The 16,570-nt window shown below is 52.7% G+C and carries 18 protein-coding genes and 1 tRNA gene; 3 read left to right on the top strand and 16 right to left on the bottom strand.

The features are described 5' to 3' along the window. Positions 1-18 precede the first annotated feature (18 nt). The 3 genes from AABB92_RS22490 to AABB92_RS22500 form a co-directional block, all read right to left on the bottom strand. Positions 19-477, bottom strand: a complete 459-nt coding sequence (locus AABB92_RS22490) for a hypothetical protein (RefSeq protein WP_031378173.1) — start codon at positions 475-477, stop codon at positions 19-21. Beyond that, entirely contained in the window at positions 477-809 is a 333-nt protein-coding gene (locus AABB92_RS22495) for a hypothetical protein (protein WP_031378174.1), read from the bottom strand. Before AABB92_RS22495 ends, AABB92_RS22490 begins: the two co-directional genes overlap by 1 nt. Before the next feature lie 93 nt (positions 810-902). Further along, positions 903-1,934, bottom strand: coding sequence for a tyrosine-type recombinase/integrase (locus tag AABB92_RS22500; RefSeq protein WP_008927019.1), 1,032 nt, complete (start codon positions 1,932-1,934; stop codon positions 903-905). A gap of 611 nt (positions 1,935-2,545) precedes the next feature. Here AABB92_RS22500 and AABB92_RS22505 point away from each other — a divergent pair. Continuing rightward, positions 2,546-3,625, top strand: a complete 1,080-nt coding sequence (locus tag AABB92_RS22505) for a hypothetical protein (RefSeq protein WP_031378175.1) — start codon at positions 2,546-2,548, stop codon at positions 3,623-3,625. Positions 3,626-3,751: 126 nt separating this feature from the next. On the opposite strand, the gene AABB92_RS22510 is transcribed toward AABB92_RS22505, so the two are convergent. Next, on the bottom strand, positions 3,752-5,263 hold the full coding sequence (locus tag AABB92_RS22510) for a terminase (protein ID WP_046289630.1): 1,512 nt from the start codon (positions 5,261-5,263) through the stop codon (positions 3,752-3,754). After that, positions 5,263-6,540, bottom strand: coding sequence for a hypothetical protein (locus tag AABB92_RS22515; RefSeq protein WP_031378176.1), 1,278 nt, complete (start codon positions 6,538-6,540; stop codon positions 5,263-5,265). The genes AABB92_RS22510 and AABB92_RS22515 overlap by 1 nt, the downstream gene beginning before the upstream one ends. Before the next feature lie 185 nt (positions 6,541-6,725). On the opposite strand from AABB92_RS22515, the gene parM reads away from it, so the two are divergent. Together parM and AABB92_RS22525 are read left to right on the top strand one after the other, a co-directional pair. After that, positions 6,726-7,853, top strand: coding sequence for a ParM/StbA family protein (gene parM / locus AABB92_RS22520; protein ID WP_031378177.1), 1,128 nt, complete (start codon positions 6,726-6,728; stop codon positions 7,851-7,853). A 2-nt stretch (positions 7,854-7,855) separates the two neighbouring features. Beyond that, positions 7,856-8,398, top strand: coding sequence for a hypothetical protein (locus tag AABB92_RS22525; RefSeq protein WP_031378178.1), 543 nt, complete (start codon positions 7,856-7,858; stop codon positions 8,396-8,398). A gap of 15 nt (positions 8,399-8,413) precedes the next feature. Here the strand turns inward: AABB92_RS22525 and AABB92_RS22530 are convergent, their stop codons facing one another. The 11 genes from AABB92_RS22530 to AABB92_RS22580 form a co-directional block, all read right to left on the bottom strand. Next, positions 8,414-8,821, bottom strand: coding sequence for a hypothetical protein (locus AABB92_RS22530; RefSeq protein ID WP_031378179.1), 408 nt, complete (start codon positions 8,819-8,821; stop codon positions 8,414-8,416). 352 nt (positions 8,822-9,173) lie between these two features. After that, positions 9,174-9,641, bottom strand: coding sequence for a type II toxin-antitoxin system PemK/MazF family toxin (locus AABB92_RS22535; protein ID WP_072051053.1), 468 nt, complete (start codon positions 9,639-9,641; stop codon positions 9,174-9,176). 10 nt (positions 9,642-9,651) lie between these two features. Then, positions 9,652-9,936 (bottom strand): hypothetical protein, encoded by a 285-nt coding sequence (locus AABB92_RS22540; protein WP_031378180.1) that lies wholly within the window; start codon positions 9,934-9,936, stop codon positions 9,652-9,654. A gap of 521 nt (positions 9,937-10,457) precedes the next feature. Continuing rightward, a complete protein-coding gene (locus AABB92_RS22545; protein ID WP_031378181.1) occupies positions 10,458-11,042 on the bottom strand; it encodes a Thoeris anti-defense Tad2 family protein in 585 nt (194 codons plus the stop codon). Positions 11,043-11,044: 2 nt separating this feature from the next. Continuing rightward, positions 11,045-11,260, bottom strand: a complete 216-nt coding sequence (locus AABB92_RS22550; protein WP_031378182.1) for a hypothetical protein — start codon at positions 11,258-11,260, stop codon at positions 11,045-11,047. Positions 11,261-12,014: 754 nt separating this feature from the next. After that, positions 12,015-12,143, bottom strand: a complete 129-nt coding sequence (locus tag AABB92_RS22555; protein ID WP_255352441.1) for a hypothetical protein — start codon at positions 12,141-12,143, stop codon at positions 12,015-12,017. A 954-nt stretch (positions 12,144-13,097) separates the two neighbouring features. Next, positions 13,098-13,170, bottom strand: a tRNA-OTHER gene (locus AABB92_RS22560). 428 nt (positions 13,171-13,598) lie between these two features. Beyond that, positions 13,599-14,888 (bottom strand): DNA-directed RNA polymerase subunit alpha C-terminal domain-containing protein, encoded by a 1,290-nt coding sequence (locus tag AABB92_RS22565; protein WP_152659137.1) that lies wholly within the window; start codon positions 14,886-14,888, stop codon positions 13,599-13,601. A 140-nt stretch (positions 14,889-15,028) separates the two neighbouring features. Then, a complete protein-coding gene (locus tag AABB92_RS22570) occupies positions 15,029-15,265 on the bottom strand; it encodes a hypothetical protein (protein WP_152659138.1) in 237 nt (78 codons plus the stop codon). A gap of 59 nt (positions 15,266-15,324) precedes the next feature. Beyond that, positions 15,325-15,843, bottom strand: coding sequence for a hypothetical protein (locus tag AABB92_RS22575; RefSeq protein WP_046289631.1), 519 nt, complete (start codon positions 15,841-15,843; stop codon positions 15,325-15,327). Then, positions 15,844-16,521: a PDDEXK family nuclease gene (locus AABB92_RS22580; protein WP_238585887.1), complete on the bottom strand. Its 678-nt coding sequence runs from the start codon at positions 16,519-16,521 to the stop codon at positions 15,844-15,846. Between the last annotated feature and the right edge of the window lie 49 nt (positions 16,522-16,570).

Raw genomic sequence — 16,570 nt, forward strand, 5'->3', positions numbered from 1 at the left:
TAATGGTTCCCTTTTTCTTTAGCCCTGCGTCCACTTCTCGCCCGTATCAACGCACACCACGCCGTGACACACGCGCCCCTGATCCAGCCTGAAGGCCATGCCGCCCAGCTTGCTGCGCCTGCGGCAGAACTGCGCGCCTGACAGATAGGCATGCGGCACGACAGACTCGATCGCGCCTTCCTCGGTACACTGACCGTCCTCAACGTCGGCATAGCCACGCGCAAACTCACTGAGCACTTCGCGCCGGTCTTCAAAGCGAATGATTTCGCCGTGGTCCGGATCGCGGGCGTACTCGATCGCGCCATATTTAACGAGAGATGCGACGGTTTTGGGGTGCCTGAATATTTCCTCGCCCCAGTACTGACCGGTGCAGGAATCGACGTAGGAGCCGCTGGAATAAGTGCCGATAGGGTTAGAGACATCGTGTGCCATTGCCACAGCCACGAAGAAGTTAACGACGTTGCCGGTAACAGACATTATTTCCCCGAAAAGAGCCGTTCCCGGCTGCTTAAGGTGTTGGTTTCCTGCCGGGTGAAAGCGCGGTCCACCAGCCCGACAACTGCGGCAAATTCACTTCTGAAATACTCCAGTAGTTTATTTGCAGCGCGGTCGGTGATGTTTTCCACGTAGTAGCAGGCGCTATATTGGTCGATCCTGGGTTTTTCGAGGGTCAGTAGTGGTGCGGCTTCTGACAGCGTAGACACGCCATATTCCACCAGCGCCACTCCGCCGCGCTCGATGGCGGTAAAGGTCAGCTGGTGGCCGTCAATGGAAAACGTGCGCGTAAGTAAGATTTGTTGTCTGGCCATCGGTATTCGCAGGATGCGGGATGGCCCGAATTGTGGGGGATAAATGATGACGTTACAATTATTATTTCTTTAGATTTTAATAAATCTAATTCTCTATTCTCCGTCAAGTATGCCCGACATTTTTCCTTTCTGACTTTCAGAGCGGCGAAGGTAGCGCATAACGGTTTTTGGATCCTGCCAGGTGCCTTCCTGCATTATCTGAGTAATCGTCGCGTCTCGTTCGGCCATATCCATCGCGGCACCCACGCGGGCGCTATGGCCGGACCATTTGGCGTACCGGCCTTTATTGTCCTGGACCGGCTCTTTTCCCAGCAGATCCCATGCGTCTTTGAAAATCTTCTCGGTCGCCGGTGCTGACATTGGCTTTTCAGAGACGCCAGCCGTGTTGTTGTGGCGGACCGGACCGAAAACCATCGCGTCCGGGTGATGAATCAGCCCGGACAGCTCCAGCCAGTGCATCAGATGACCGGCAGCGGCGCGGCTTAGGTGCTTTATCACGCCCGCGGCCGTCACCATCGTTTTAGTGTGGGACAGGTTGATCACCACATGGCCGCTATCGCTGATATCCAGGTCGCGCACCCGGATACGGCTGAGCTCGGACATACGGCACAGGGTGTTGTATGCCACAAACAGGAACGCCAGATTGCGCTGATCGGTCAGCCGGTCGGAGCGGCCCATGAGGTGCGACAGCAGCTGCAGGTCCGGCAGGCGGAACGGCACAGCCTGGCCGGTGCGTTCACCCTGCAAAACGGCCTCGCGCCGGATGCGCTTCATGGATCGTTTCAGGTCCACGCTTCCCCGGAGGTCCGGCAGGCCGCTTTCCCGGCACAGCATGTTCATCATGGCATAGTGCTTGTCGATCGTGCTCGATGCCAGACCGCTTTCTGCCATTTGCAGAAAGTACTCCCGCGCCAGCTCCGGGTCGATCGGCAGATAGCCCACGTCGCGCTCGTTACACCAGAAGGCCCAGCGCCGGATAACAGATAACAGGTCGCGGAAAGTATTCTCGGAATAAGCGGCCTTATCTGCGATAAATCTGCGCAGATTATTTGCAATGTCTTCCGGCGTTAATTGCGTTAATTCAGCCGGGAGTGCGCCGGTCTTTATTTGAGCCAGATGTTTCATTTTTATATTTCACCCTAAATCAGAGAGACAACGCTACGCAAAATCTACGAAAACCGCAGGGGTGTGATGCGTCAGATTTCACGTAGCGACGCCAGGTGCAGGACCGCTCAGAAAGTAGACACTTTGCCAGCGGCTCCGGCTATCTGATCATTTGATCATCAACCACTGATCAAGCATACATGAAATGAGGGAAACTTTATATAACACTTATTATTTAAAGTTTCCTATTTTGACACTTTTTGACCAGTGACTACCTGCAAGAGTAGCTAAATCGAAAAATTTGCAAATTCGTTACGTTATTGTAGGTGATCGACACCATGCCTTCATATATGATCATTTGGCATGCAATTTAATTGCCTATGGTAACTATTATCGGTTGGGATCATTGTCCCAGGCGCTTTGCAGCTGATACCTGTTACACAATCCTGAACACACAGTTTCGTTAATTGGCGTGTACAGCAGAAATATCTGACAGATGCACATTGCAGACTATTCTTATTATTGCAATTCTAAGGAGAGTTGATTTTACATGGCTACTGATTCTGTCTATATTCGCCTGCATTAAGTCCAGAGAGACTTGTACCGCTCATTAATATTTTTGGAATACAATTATGCCTAACTTCAGCGATGTAGAATTTGAGAAGCGTTATAAACATTTTCTACAGGTACAGACCGAGTGGCTGACTCTCATCACGGACAACCTGATTTTCATTGATAAAAACGCCCTGGGCGAAGAATGCCGCCCGATCGGCTTTATCACTGACAAGAAGACCTTTCAGCGCGCAGAGCATCTGCTGGCAGACTGGCAGAGCTTTGCCGACCTGGCTGAAGAGAAGCGCCAGGCGCGCTCTATCGCGATCACGACGAACCTTTACCTTCCGGTGCCGACCCTGATCATAGAGCCGAAGCACGTTACGATTAACCGCTTCCGTGCAACAGCGACCGCGAACCACACCCGCGAAGATATCCTGAAGCGCTATGAGAAGCAGATCGGCAAGCTGCGCAAGGTTCCGTTCGCTGCCGGTGCCATCATGTCGCTGGAAGATGAAATGAAGGCGTTTGAAGCCGCCGCTCCTGGCGCAATGTACCGCGCCCGCACCAGCAACTACTCTGACATTCAGGTGACTGCGCGCTACACCGACGACAAAAAAGACGAAGGCGAATCGTTCCGTTATGGCGCGCATGGCATGCTCATCTACGGTGAGAACCTGAATAAAGAGCGTGATATCAAGCTGAACGTTAACAGCAATGGCGGTTACACGTCCTCTTACGACGTGATCTCACCAGTAGCATGCTCAGTACTGCCGAATGCCAAGTTGTACACGATGGAAGACGTGGATTACAGCAAGCAGCTGGCCGCGCAGCGTTCCTCTGTGGCCTACACAGTGAACACGCGCCGCGCTCAGTTTGAGAACAGGGCAAAGGCTAAGATTGCGAAGGCAAAAGACGCAGGTGAAGCACGTCTGTTTAAGGCTGAAATAGACGAGAACCGCGACCTGTTGGAAAAGCTGGAAGCATACGACTGGGCGCTGCTGGAGAAGAAGGTAGCAGCAGGCGACACCGAACAGCTGACCATGCCAGAGATCCGCAAGCGCTATGGCGGCGAAGAGCCACGCGCTGGTAAGAACATGCGCAATATGTACAGCCTGCTGCGTGAGCTGGAAAGTAACCTGAAAAATCAGGGCAAATAACAGTCGGTATTCTGCCACCAGCAGGTAAAACAGAAGGGCGCATAAGCGCCCTTTTTTATGCCCGTAAATCAGCCACTTTGACTAATTCTCATTCGTTTACTGACTACAGTGGTTGCCTGCTGGTGGTCAGGCCAGCAGCGCATCCAGTTCCGATAGTTCATCCAGTTTGCTCTGCGTGAAGTCGGCCATATCTTCACTCAGTTCGGCTTCTGCCGGACGGTAGCCGATCAGGAAAATGAAGCAGTAAGTATCCCATCGGTCAGGCGACTTGATATTGAGTTTCTGGCGCATCTGCGGCTTCGGCACCATCATGATTCGCCCCATTTCATCCATGAAGTACGGAATCTTTGAAGCCTGCTCTGCGGTGTGCTGCGAGATATCAATGCGCATCCGGCCCGAACGGATCGCGTCAGCAGCCATGATGTTCGACCAGGCGCGCTGGTTCTTGAATCGCTCTCTCACCTTCTTACTAAAAGGTGGCTGGCCCCAGCGGATGCTGACTGCGTTCACGCCCCGGCGCTCTAGCTGCTTTAGCGTACCTGAACCCACGCCGTCACCATCCACGGCAATGGTGATGCCCGGATAACGCTCCTGGGTGCATTCGTTGGCGATGTAGTCACCGAACGATATCGGGTCCATTGTGCCGGGCATTTCCAGCAGCTTGAACGACACGACGCGGCGCGCATCGCCGTACCCGGATACCTTGCAGATATTGAGGATCGACTTATCGCGCCCGTTACCGACGTCGGCGGTAGCCACCCACCCCCAGCCCTTCTCCAGATACACTTTCCGGCGCGCTGCGCGATCGCACTCGTCACGCCCCAGCAGATATCCGCTGACGTTGCGCGGGAAGCGGCCCAGCACCTTCACCATGTATTCCAGAGAGTCACGCCCGCCGTACTCCACCAGCTTTTCGCGGATGAATTTCAGGGTAACGTGCGGCGCTTCCTCGGAGTTGAGCACAATGGCATTCCAGAAGCCGTTAGGGTTATCCGGGTGTCTGGCTAACGAATGGTGCGAATCATAGAAGTAACCACTGGGGCGTGTAGGCTGCGACATCATCAGCATACGGTTATCTTCTTCTGTCAGCGCACCACGCATGATAGCGATCGCTTTATCAGAGATGCCCGACGCCTCATCGAGAATCAGCAGAATGTGTGCGGCGTGCTCACCAGCCAGCGCTTCCTCGTTACCTAGGCGATAGCCCTTACAGAGCACCTCCCAGATGCCCTTACGCGACTTCTCATAAAACATGGTGTCGGTCAGGGTGAAGTAGTTCTGAAGCCACGGGTGACGTCTGGCGGCGTTCGCCCAGTAGGTTTTGACGTACTTGAATACGCCGGTCTTAACCTGCCCGATTTTGTTGGCCACGATGATTACGCGGGCATCCGGGTACATGATCATGTAGATCAGCAGCATCATGGCCGTCAGGGATGATTTACCCGTACCATGCCCGGACGTGACGGTTGTCTGGCTCCCCGTCTCCTGCACAGAGTTCATGATCTCTTCCTGCTGCCAAGTGGGGATCATGCCAAATAGCTCAACGACGGCCAGCGCCCAGTTATAGCGGTAGCGGATAACCATATCGCGCCAGCGCGGGTCCGTGGTGACGCTCTTTATGCGCTTCTTACCGCTCATCAGGCTTCATCCTCGCCTGGTATGACGTCTATCTCTGGCGGTACATCATCGTCATCATCACCGTACAGCTCCGCCGTGGCCATAAAGTCAAAGTTGCCTGTGAGATTGCCCTCGCCCGTTGTTTCGCCGGCGCGGTTCTCTCCGTCCGCCTGGACGTCACCAAATCCTCCGCCATCAACCAGCGCCGCGACCGCTGCGCGCCGTTCCTCAACAAAGGCCGCGCTGGTGGCCTGCTGTTCACGGAATTTCCGCGCATCCCGGTCCAGCTGATCCTCACTGACCGCCCCGGATTCATCAACTGGCGGCTCAGCATTCTTGAGCTCGTTCTCAAGGCGTCTGGACAGCGACTCTGGCAGCTTAATGCCGTGCCGCTCGATGTACTCGGCCGTCTCAAGTAAATCCCAGTCTTTTTCCTCGCGCAGCTGGTACGCACGGCTGATCACCTCACCGGCGTTATGCGTCAGCGCATGCTTCTCATTGTCGCGCCGGTTCTTATCGGTGCCGCTGGCGATCGCCGCCACCCGCGTAGCGTGGTCATTGACCAGATAACCGACCTCGATCATCAGCTTGGTCATCTTCAGGATGGGGTGCGGCCCGCCGCCGCCCTCGTCATCATCCTTTTTGCCGCCGTTCTTCAGGTTGTCGGCTTCAATCTCAAACAGTTCGACCGCCCGCGCCGTGGTGCGCTTCAGCAGGTCCATGTGTGCCAGCGAGTCAAACAGCACCGTCATGGCGCTGGCTTCCACGCCCTCGCCCAGCACCTCTAACGCTGATTCGTAATCCTCCGGCCGCGGGTAGCCGCGCCGATTGGCCACCAGCTTAGTTTCATGCCCCTCTTCAAACGGTTTGCCCTCTCCGCGGGGCTTCGGGGTGTGCTTCGGGCGCCCGGAATACTGATCACCGGCATTTATGATCTTTTTGGCATGTGAAGCATTGGGCTTTTTCTTCGCGCCTGGCTGCGCTGCTGCGTCAGCGCGTGGTTCCAGCACCCCCTCTAAAGCCGCACTGTGCCTGACTTTGCGCCCGTTTCTGCGGATGATCAGGTCTTCTTTTTTGGTGTGATCATTTTGATGATCAGAAGCGTGATCACTCGAATGATCATGATTGTGATCACCAGCCTGATCACGCATCGCGGCCAGCGCTTTGCCGTTCAGCTCCCGGCGTGCAGTGTTAAACGGCAGACCGTAGTGCTCACAGTACTCTTTGACGGTTATCCCGTTCTGCGCCTTCTGCTCGATGAAGGCTTTTCTGTGGTCATCCCAGTTAACTTTGGACATGGTTTATCGTTCAAAAGAGGCCAATGAACCGGGATGGTATGGAGTCTGTAATTTGCAGTGATCACATTAATGATCATTATCGCAGCTAACGAGCCGTTTTAGTGCCTTACTAATGGACAAAACCGGAATATGTGGTACTTTGATTGCTCGTTCGCAGTATGAAATTAACCACTGGATAATATTAAATGACTAAGAATAAAGCTGTTTTAGTGGCAGTAGACGCAGGCTCTGGCAACATTGCGCTGACTTACGCTGATGAAGTCTCAGGACGCTGGATCACCTCTGTGACCCCCTCACTGATACTGGAGGGCCACCAGCAGTCTTTCGCGGCTGAATCCCAGTCAACATGGCTGACAACGGATGCCAGCGGCAAAGAGCGCGCTTACACCGTCATGAAGAAAGGCTATGACCTGTATGACACCTGTGACCCTAACTATCAGGTCTCACCTGCTCACCGCGTCCTGATTGCCGATGCACTGAACCGTGCTGGCCTCGGTGGCCGTGATGTGATCATTGGTGAAACATTGCCGGTGAACCAGTTTTATAGCGCTATGGGTGTGATTAATGAAGCCCGTATCCGTGAAAAGGTTGCCAGCCTGAAAACGCCTGTCACCAATTACCGCGACGGCAGCGAACCGGCTAACATCATTCACGTCGAAGTATTCCCTGAAGCCGTTCCTGCCATCGTTTCGGCACAGGCTGATAATCCGGAGCTGGCCGACGCTGAGCAGACGCTGGTTGTAGACCTGGGACGCTTCACCTGTGATATCGCTCTCGTTGATAAAGACCTGATGCCTGTGAAGAAGGCCAGCTATGAGCACGGCGTTCAGAAGATGATTGAGCGCGTCCATGCGCTGCTGCCAGAATTTGAAGAAAAGCTGGGTAAATCGTTCGGCGCATCTGATCTCAGCGTCGATAGCGTGGATGCCATCATTCGTCAGGGTTATATCGGTTCCCGTCTGGAAAGCGCTAAATCGAAACGTATTGATATCAGCGAAGTCATCGACCAGGCCGCATCTGAGCTGGCAGAGAAAATCTGGCAAGACGTGCGTGCGCTGCACCGTAATACCCGTGATGTTGACGTCGTGCTGGTTGTTGGTGGCGGCGCTAACTACATCGCAGGCAAGCTGCCAGGACTGACCGATCACACCGCTGACTGGCATGATGTTGTTGTTGTGCCGAATAACCCTGAAATGGCTATAGCGCGTGGCGTCTATCTGGCGCTGCAGGCCTCAGAGGCCGATATTCTGGCGGATATCAATAGTGCGGCGTCTGTCAGCGATATCCGTAGCCGGACCAACGAGAAGGGCTAACTATGGCACAGGTGATTAAATTTACCGGGCTTGAGGAAGGCGGGCTTTTCAGCCGCTCTATGCTCGAAGACTACAACAAGCTGAAGACGAATCCCGCAAAACGCGCCTTTGTGATCAACGTCATTCGATCAGGCTATGCAGTCGAAATGATGGGCCTTGCACCAATCCTCGCGCTGATGGAAGAGACGTATGCTGATACGTTCATGACCATGACCAAGCGTGAGCGGCTGCAGCGCCTGCTTTCGCTAATCAGTGTCACGCTGGGTGAAACCACGCCGCCGACGCCTGGTATGCAGCCGGTACAGGCACCAGTGGCAGAACCAGCAGCCGCTGTCGTTGCAGCGCCACCAGCTGAGAAGGCTCAACCGGCACAGGCCGAGGATAATTCCAGCGAAGCCGCTCAACCAGCACAGGCCGAGAGTCAGCCGGAGGCGGTTAGAGTTACTCATAATGAGGATGACAATTCATCCATGCGCGTTGAAGAAGCACCCAAAGGTGTTGCATCGAGCGCCTTAAAGCTGCCACGCCACAGAGTTTCAGGCTAAGTCGCTCTGCCCCGTTCACATGAGCGGGGCATTTTCCATTCTTCCCCGTCTGCACATATCCATCAATTCCCGCGCCAGCGCGCATATCGACAGCTGTTCCATTTCCTTCTTCTGCAGCACACGCTTTGTAGCGCTTTCCACACACAGCGAGTCGTAATTCAGATCCTTTCTTCCCCTCACCTTGAAAATGTAGCCGTTCATGGCCTCCAGACGATACTGCCGGGGATAGGCGTCGGGATGTACCCGGCATTGTGCGAACGGCGAACGGACAAAGGAGCGCAGGATATTCGAGATAATGCCGGTATTAACCATCAGGTGCGGGTATTCCTCTTCCACCAGCTTAGTGACCTCGGCCACCGTCATATAGTCCTTCCTGCGAATTAACAGATCGGCCACCTCAATACTGCTCACCTTTTGTTCCATAGACTGCTCCGCTTTTAATCACTACAAGCAATTCTAAGGTTTGTATAATCAGCGCAAGGTTGAATGGCGTAAATATCGCCATTATTAGCAGGTATAAATGGGTTTTCAGGACGATTCCACGCATGCAGGATGCAGATCTTTACTGGCTGGTGGCTTTATCTGGAAATGATGACCGCAGTACGGACGGTATGAAATGACACACTCAGTGGCGCAATGCCGTGCCACAAAAAATTAAGTGAACAGCGGTATTTTCATGGTAAACCCGGATATTTTGCTTAGATTTTAAAAATTAACTTAAGAAAATATCCGTTTTTCAGCCCAATAATGGCCCCCAGAGGGGGGCATGGCTTTTCTACTTTTTTCTGGGAGCTGTTTTTGAAAGCTTAGCCAACAGTGCTTCGTTTGCCGCCCTGGCAGAGTTCATCGCTGTAGGCGTTAAAGCACCCATTGTAGGATTTGTTGGTTGCGGGATGCGAGTTTTGTGTGCAGGAGCGCGAGCAAACCACTCATCTGTATAAAATATTTTTACTGTGTTAGCCAAATCAAACTTTGTATCATGCTGGAGCCCAGTGATAGCAAAGTCAGGGTCGGTAGTTGGAATAATGAACTCACCAACAAAGCACTTACTTGTATTGGAGGTTCCATAAGCAACGATGACAGCATGGTTCGTTGGATCGTTAGCCAGCACTAAGGCAGGTCGTAGTTTGGCCGGAACGCCTGGCAAATTATGGTTTTGAAACTTGCACCACACAATTGAGCCAGGCGTGGCCAGTGGGTGATAAGGATTAAAGGTAGTGCTATTTGAACTTTGAGCTGCCATTTTGTCTCCATCAGAACAGTCTATTGATAAAACTCTCCTCCGGAATGTCACTTGCCGCACTGGCGTCGCGAATTATCTGGATTTGAGCTGGCGTTAGCTGCTCATCATCGGGCTGATATGTCGGCAGATAATTATCGGCTAACGTTCTCAGCGCAAGATGCGCAACCTCGGTTTGGCTCAGGCCCAGCCCACTCATCAGCAAGTTCATTGTATCTTCGCTGACTCCTGTAGGTGAGTCCTGACGTTTTAATCTGAACAAAAAGCTATGTACTTGTTTTTCAGTTGAATTTTGCATTGTGTTACTCCGATATCTTTTAGATCAATAAGCGGGCAGCTTGCTCAAAAGGGAAAAGAAATAAAACGCTTTTGAGGCCGTTATCACGCTTAGACAGTCAGACGTTGCGCCAGACTTATATCTTATTGGCAGGTGTTATTGATGCTATTGCTGCATCAAGTACCCTGATGTGAAGAGGTGCCTGCATTGCCATGCGGACACCTCTTATGTGCTGGGAACAACTTATGTCCTCACTATCCAATCCACTCATCATCTCAATTTCAAAATTCATACAATTTCTCACAAGTAAGGTTTCACAGTTCCTATAGGGTTTCTGATTCAGCTTTACAATTATTTAATTCTACGATTTACAGTTCTACGATTTACAGTTCAAAGAATACTAATATTCCACTTGCAATATATCAAAAGTATATCATCTCGTCAATACATTGATATAGATTTGATATACATGCAAAGGATCTAAGACCATCACAATTCATTCACAATTTGTTATCACGTTACAGCGTAACTCTGTGAATCGCTTACACCAGTTTCCAGTCGCTTGCGAGAAGATCCGTTGAGGCTGGCGCCCAGTCGGAGACAGTCAGCTTTTCTGTATCAACGAGCAAAAGCTGGGGCATCTGAGTTACGGCCACATCCTGGCTGCAATCAAAGTAGCGGGCCGGTACACCGTATATATCAGAACCGTTCAATGCTGCGCGTGTCAGCCCTCTGGTGAGGTGCAGATAAACACCCTTCCCCCATGCTGCCCGCGCCACTTTACAGCCCTCTGATAGCCACAGCTGGGCGACGGCCAGTGGTGCTTGCTCCTGCCTGAAATTTAGTTCGCCCTTCTCAATCAGCGCTTCATTGCGCAGAATCAGATCATTCAGCTTAATCAGCGCGGCACAGGCGGCGTGGTTCAACGTTTCACCATAACCGGTCATTGTGAGGCCACTTTTGCTGATAACGGCTGCGTATCCGTCAGTTTTGGTCTCAGACGTCTCTGTAATGGTGTATCCCAGGCGGGCAATGACAGCCAGCAGCGCCATGTAATCACCTGCATAGTCTGCTTCTGCGTCTGCAATCATGGCGATGGTTGAATTTAACTGTTGAGCGGTCATCATTATCAATAGCCTCGTTTCTGCGCTGCCTGTCTCTGTTTTTTCACGTCAGGAATGTTTGTGGCCAGACGACATATTCCCTGCTCGATGTCTTCCTGCAGGGGTGGCCAGTTCTCATTCACCAGCAACGTTCTCACCTGCGGGACCGGAACGGTCGGCGGACGGCGGGCAACCCAGCTGAGACTTCCCATAATTGCGCCCATCAGAGCGATCTTCTTCATGCGTTTTCTCTTCCTGCAGGCGTGCAGAATCCCCGGCAGGCGCCGGTGATCAAAGTTCACCTGGTTAAATCCGGCGTGGGATACGCACGGCGGTAATTTGAAGCCTGCGCCGGCGCGTGGCCGGGTGGCTATAATGGTATTGTGCTGCCCGGATTCGAACCGGCTACCGTCCGTCTGTCCCCATCAGGCCTTACGGCTATTTAATGGAACGGCGGTTGCTTCCGTTAAGCGGCAACACAACGGTAAAAGCACATTGCAGGCGCTCTTACCTGTTGTCCTGTCTCAGCATGCCACCAGTTGCGCGATCAGCCATTTGTGACCGGCAAACAGTCCTGCATTAAGCAGGCAGTGAAACATGACAAACTGCATGGCTCTCATAGTCTTCGTGTAGTTGCTGTCACTCATGCGTTCTGCATCCGGATAAACTGACTGTATGACACTGATGATGCCTGATATGTCAGGTAAAGCGTTAGTGGTGGCCGGTGCCATACCCGGCAAATAACCTCTCAAGTGACTGGTCAACCTGGTTACTGGCGGCTTTAACCCCTGTGTACGCGACTGAGGATGCGGGGGCCAGTCTTGCGATCGCAGCAGCAACTGCGAATGCACCACAACGGAGAGAGCACTGCATTTGACCACCTTACGCCGCGTGTCCCGTAACGTTGCCTTTGCGACCTTACTACTTTGCCGCCAGGGGAAGTTACACAGGGGCAGGCCATATATCCGGCGCAATGCTCTTTCCTGTTGGTGTGACTTATTTGCGGCGCTTCTGCTTCCTGCCGCCTCTTACCGCCTTGATGAATGTCTCGATGGCATAGATGGCCACCAGCGCATAAATCAAAGTGAGAAATGGGTGCTCTGCAGCAAACTCTGATAACGACATATTGCGTCCTTCGTGGAGGAATGCTGTCTCTTCCAGCAGTCAGAACTAAACGCCCAGGCGCTCAACCCGTGATGGCAACAACCTATTCGCTGGCTGGTACATTCTGTGTTGACCGGATAACCAAATAGACGAGAAGGAAATAAAACGCCCAGGCTCCGCACCCACATGTCCCAAATGCCCCACTTTCGGCCACCAGCAGGGATCGCTGGCATATCGTTACTGGCCGGGCTCAATAGGGTTGCTGTGACCGTTTCCCGTTAGCGCGATTGTTCACTGAGGCGGGACTTAAACCCGCTTTGCTTTCGCAGCCCATCGCTGACCGCCCGTGTTAATTCACAGGCAAGGCTTTCGCCCCGTGGATTCCGGATCCACAACTCCTACGGTGTGTTAAAGCGATCACCACAACGGCCGAGAACACTGAGCAACCACGCGCCGGGTGCTCGTTTAAGTCACCCTACAGTGTCCTCGCCGTTATGGGCTGGACTTTCCCAGCAGTCACGGCGTGTTGAGGCCTGCCGATACCCTGCCCCGCCACCAGCCAAATTAGCCAGTAAACAGGGCATCGCCTGGTGTTGACGTGTAGTGCATGGGGGGCTGGTGCCTCCAGCTGTCCGATACGGAACCTACGGACGAGCATAGAACAGGAATTTGCACACCGATAGGTGATTGTTCCGGCCCGCGTGCGCATAGCCGCATTCCCCCATTTGTGAGCGCGCTGACAGAGGTAATCTTTCGCCAAACGCCAGGTAAAACGACAGAAGCACCAGCGCGCTCACAAATGGTGATCCCTTACGAGGATCAGGCGGGAGCATGTTTAAGCCTCATGGGGCGTTCTATGCGCGGGATTAGTCCATCAACCGCGTTCACTGCCATGACAGGAGGGGCTACTTGCCGTTCACCCTACTCATAACACGCCCGGAAAAAGCTAATAACCGGGGGCGGCCCGTTACGAACTGGTGCATGGGGCCGGATTTGAACCGGCGGCGGACTTAACACCTTCTGCGTTCGGCCTCTTCGCTACCCATGCTGAATACTTGCCGGTGCATACCCGGCGCGGACACTTAGGTATCTGGTCAACCTGTCCGCTTGCGTCACGTATGAGGTCAGGAAACCTCGCCAGATTTGCAGTGCGTTTGCCTCGCTTGCTAAAGCGTTTTCCCCGTTTCAGCCGTCAGCACACCCTGATGCACTCAAGGCTGAACCTGAAAAAAAGCCCGGAAACTACCGGGCCAAAAACCCTACTACACACAGCAAAGCCTACTCTGGAATAGACTCTGATTTGTGAAAAAAGAGCGGATTAAACAGACAGTTATGAGTAATCCGCCAAATGCCTATTATGAATATTGCACGGAGCCGTTAAGCCCTTGTCAGCGGGGAGAAATGTACACAATGCAGAGTAATGAAGCAATGAAAATCTAAGAAATTTCTTAGATTTTCAAAGCATCTCAAAAAGGGTTAGCGCCGCTTTATCTTAGGGTTCTTGATGTTCTCGATGTCACCATTCACTTGCGCCCATTTAATGCACCAGCTGTTTATTGCTGCGCGGATCTCATTCACTGATACCTCACTTAGCCCCTTCACTTTCGCCAGTTGGTCAGGCAGTTCGCCACCAGCATCTGCAACAGTCTCATACCCGGCTTTAATCAGTGCGTTAAGGACGCGTGTCGGTATGGCCAGCTCGGAAACAGGCGCAGCTTTGCCGTCCTGAATGCGCTGGTGAAGACGTGGGAAATCCTGCGCCAGGCGCTTCATGATCAGTGTGTGCAGCTCGTCATTGATAGTCGTGTCCCACATAGGTACGAGCTCCGGCAGCAGGCGGAATACAGGGTTTCCCCATATTCCCGGCACCACGTCCATAGCCAGCATCATCGCTGTGCGGATTTGAAAATGAAAATCAGCTGTCTCGATCGAGATATCGCGGATACCGTGGAAAACGCTAAGCCCAAAGTGGAAGTTGTAGATGTAGCAGCCCACGTCGCCGGTGCCGTCCGGCAGCTGAAGCAGGAACTGCCGCACGTCTTCCCGGCCATCGTGGAAATCGACGCGTTCCTTAAGGTGGTTGTAAAGAGCGGTCGTCTTCATCAGATCATTGGCCGTCGCGGCGCGCTGGCGGCGCTCTTCTCCGACAACCTTATCCGCAATGTTGAGTTTACTCTGCAGCTCCTGTCGTTTGCTGCTGTCTTTCTTGCGATCGGCGCGCATCTGCGAAATGGTTTTGTCACGCTCATTCAGATCACGCGCCAGGCGCTCAGGATTTTTACGTCGATACTGGGTGTATTCCTGCGTCATTGTGGCAATGGCCAGCTGCGCGGTTGTAAGGGCTGATCTCACCCCCTCCAGCTGGTTCTCTGCGTTTATTACGCGGTTGTCCGCCTCCAGCACCTGAAGATTAGCCGCCTCGCGTGCCTCTTCGATGGCGTTCTCTGCATCGAGACGGATTTGCGCTACTTCACTCTGCAAAGCGGACTGGGCGCTTAGCTGCTGCTGCGCCTGCTCCAGCGTTTCAAGCATCAGGTTGTACGTGTCAGTTTCATGATTAAGGCGCATGCCAATATCAATCTGGATCTGCTCCAGCGCGTTCGTGCAGTTATCAAGAAGGCGCTGCTCCAGGTCATCGAGCGTCAGGCGTTTGCGGATGGAATTAAGCTGACCGTAAGCGGTGACAAAGGCCTGGTGAAGAACTTCGTCATCGACTTTGCATAAAGGGAGATTTTGCAGCTGTTGGAGTGGAGCGAGAGTAGTCATATTGAGAATCAGATCCGCATGTTATTTGCGGAGAATGATAACTCGAAATTAACCACTGTCTAAGATTTTTCTTAGATTTGATTAAATGATTAGGCTGGGTTGCTGGTAGCGTTGTCTCGGACTCAGCCACCAGCAGAGGATTACAGTAGTTTCAGCGCCGTTACGGCTATGGCGGCGACAGTGACAATCATCAGTACATTCAGCAGTACTGACGGCACTTTAATCTCGCCGGTCTCATACTCTGCCTGCGTCATCCTGCCCAGGTAGCTGTGTGAGATCAGCACTGCGTTTTCGTCAAAGCTCAGCGTAGCCCGAACGTTCTCCAGCGCCTGGCGAGATATCTGACGTGTGGCCAGCTGCACGACTCCGGATCGCATCTTCCCGTTGTCGCCCATGTAGCAGACCGTATGGTAGTGGTATGGCTTACCCTGCCCCATCAACTGATAACTACCCAGTCGCTGACGCGCATATCGTTAATGCTCAGATCGTGAATCTCAACGCCGCCGTCCGGTCGGGTCAGCATCAGCACATCACAGCCTTCATGCTCCTGCTCCAGCGACACAAAGTAACCCACCTCCCACGCTTCCCGCCGCATCAGCAATTCTGGATCCTCTTTCATTTTCAGCAAGGCGCGGTCATAGCTGCACGTAATGGCACCGATTCCAATTTTGTTCAAACCTTCAATCTGTGCCGTAGTCATGCGTCCGCGTCCCTCTGTTAATGATTTTCTCAAGATGTAACTGATCCCCTTCACGCCGCCGAAATAGTTCAGCTGGCGGTTACTCATGCCGCTGCGCGACATAAGCTCCTGTTTCGGTACTCTGAAAATGCCGACGTCCATAGCCATGTCGGCAAAAACCGAAAGCCCCCGGCCCAAGCCGTCACGCGTTTTTTTACGGCGCGCATACTGCTCAAAGGTCGGGCATCCGGTAAAAAACTGCGCGTCAAAAAGCACTTATTCGCTCCAGAAAACGTCATTCTCATGCGCTGGCATTACTTCGCCTGCTTTGAGAACTGCGTATTGCTCTATCACGCTGATCGTCTCTTCAGGTGAAAATGATAAAAGAACGTAATACCCCTGCGCTTTCAGGCGACGCAACCACGTCAGCTGATACTCAGAAGGCATATTCTTACCGTGTTTCTGCTCTACCCGCATTCCGTGATAGATGCCTGCCGGTATTTCCAGGGACATATCCGGAACGCCCCGCTTTGCGCCTTCAGCCTCGATCGCTGCGGCGGTCGCCTTTAAGCGAAATCCTCCGTTTGGTACGGCATACAGATGGTCATAAATAACCCTGTTGTGACGGTAAAAATGGTCAAAGATTCGAACCTGATCGTAATGCTCTTGCTTGCCTTTGCGCAGATCGGGATTTTTGACGAGAGCGGCCAGCGCTTTTGCGTGAACCGATATTTCAATAACTGCCGCTAACCAGGCAGAGGCTTTGCCGGATTTTACCGACGCTCCGCCAGCAGATTTAACAGCTGCTTTGGTGCGGGTTTTTTGGTTTTTTTTATAGGAGTGCAACCACTCTTCACTGAAGCGCATATCCGAAATTGCCAACCGATGATTAATTAGTCTAAAAAGTGGATCTGCGTTGGGGGGTATTTTTAACGCTGAGACGGGAAAAAACAAGCCTGTAATCTACATCTTTGAAAGATAGTTATTACAGGCAGTTATCATT

This window comes from Pantoea brenneri (assembly GCF_038594305.1).
In the GTDB taxonomy this organism is placed as follows: Bacteria; Pseudomonadota; Gammaproteobacteria; order Enterobacterales; family Enterobacteriaceae; genus Pantoea; species Pantoea brenneri.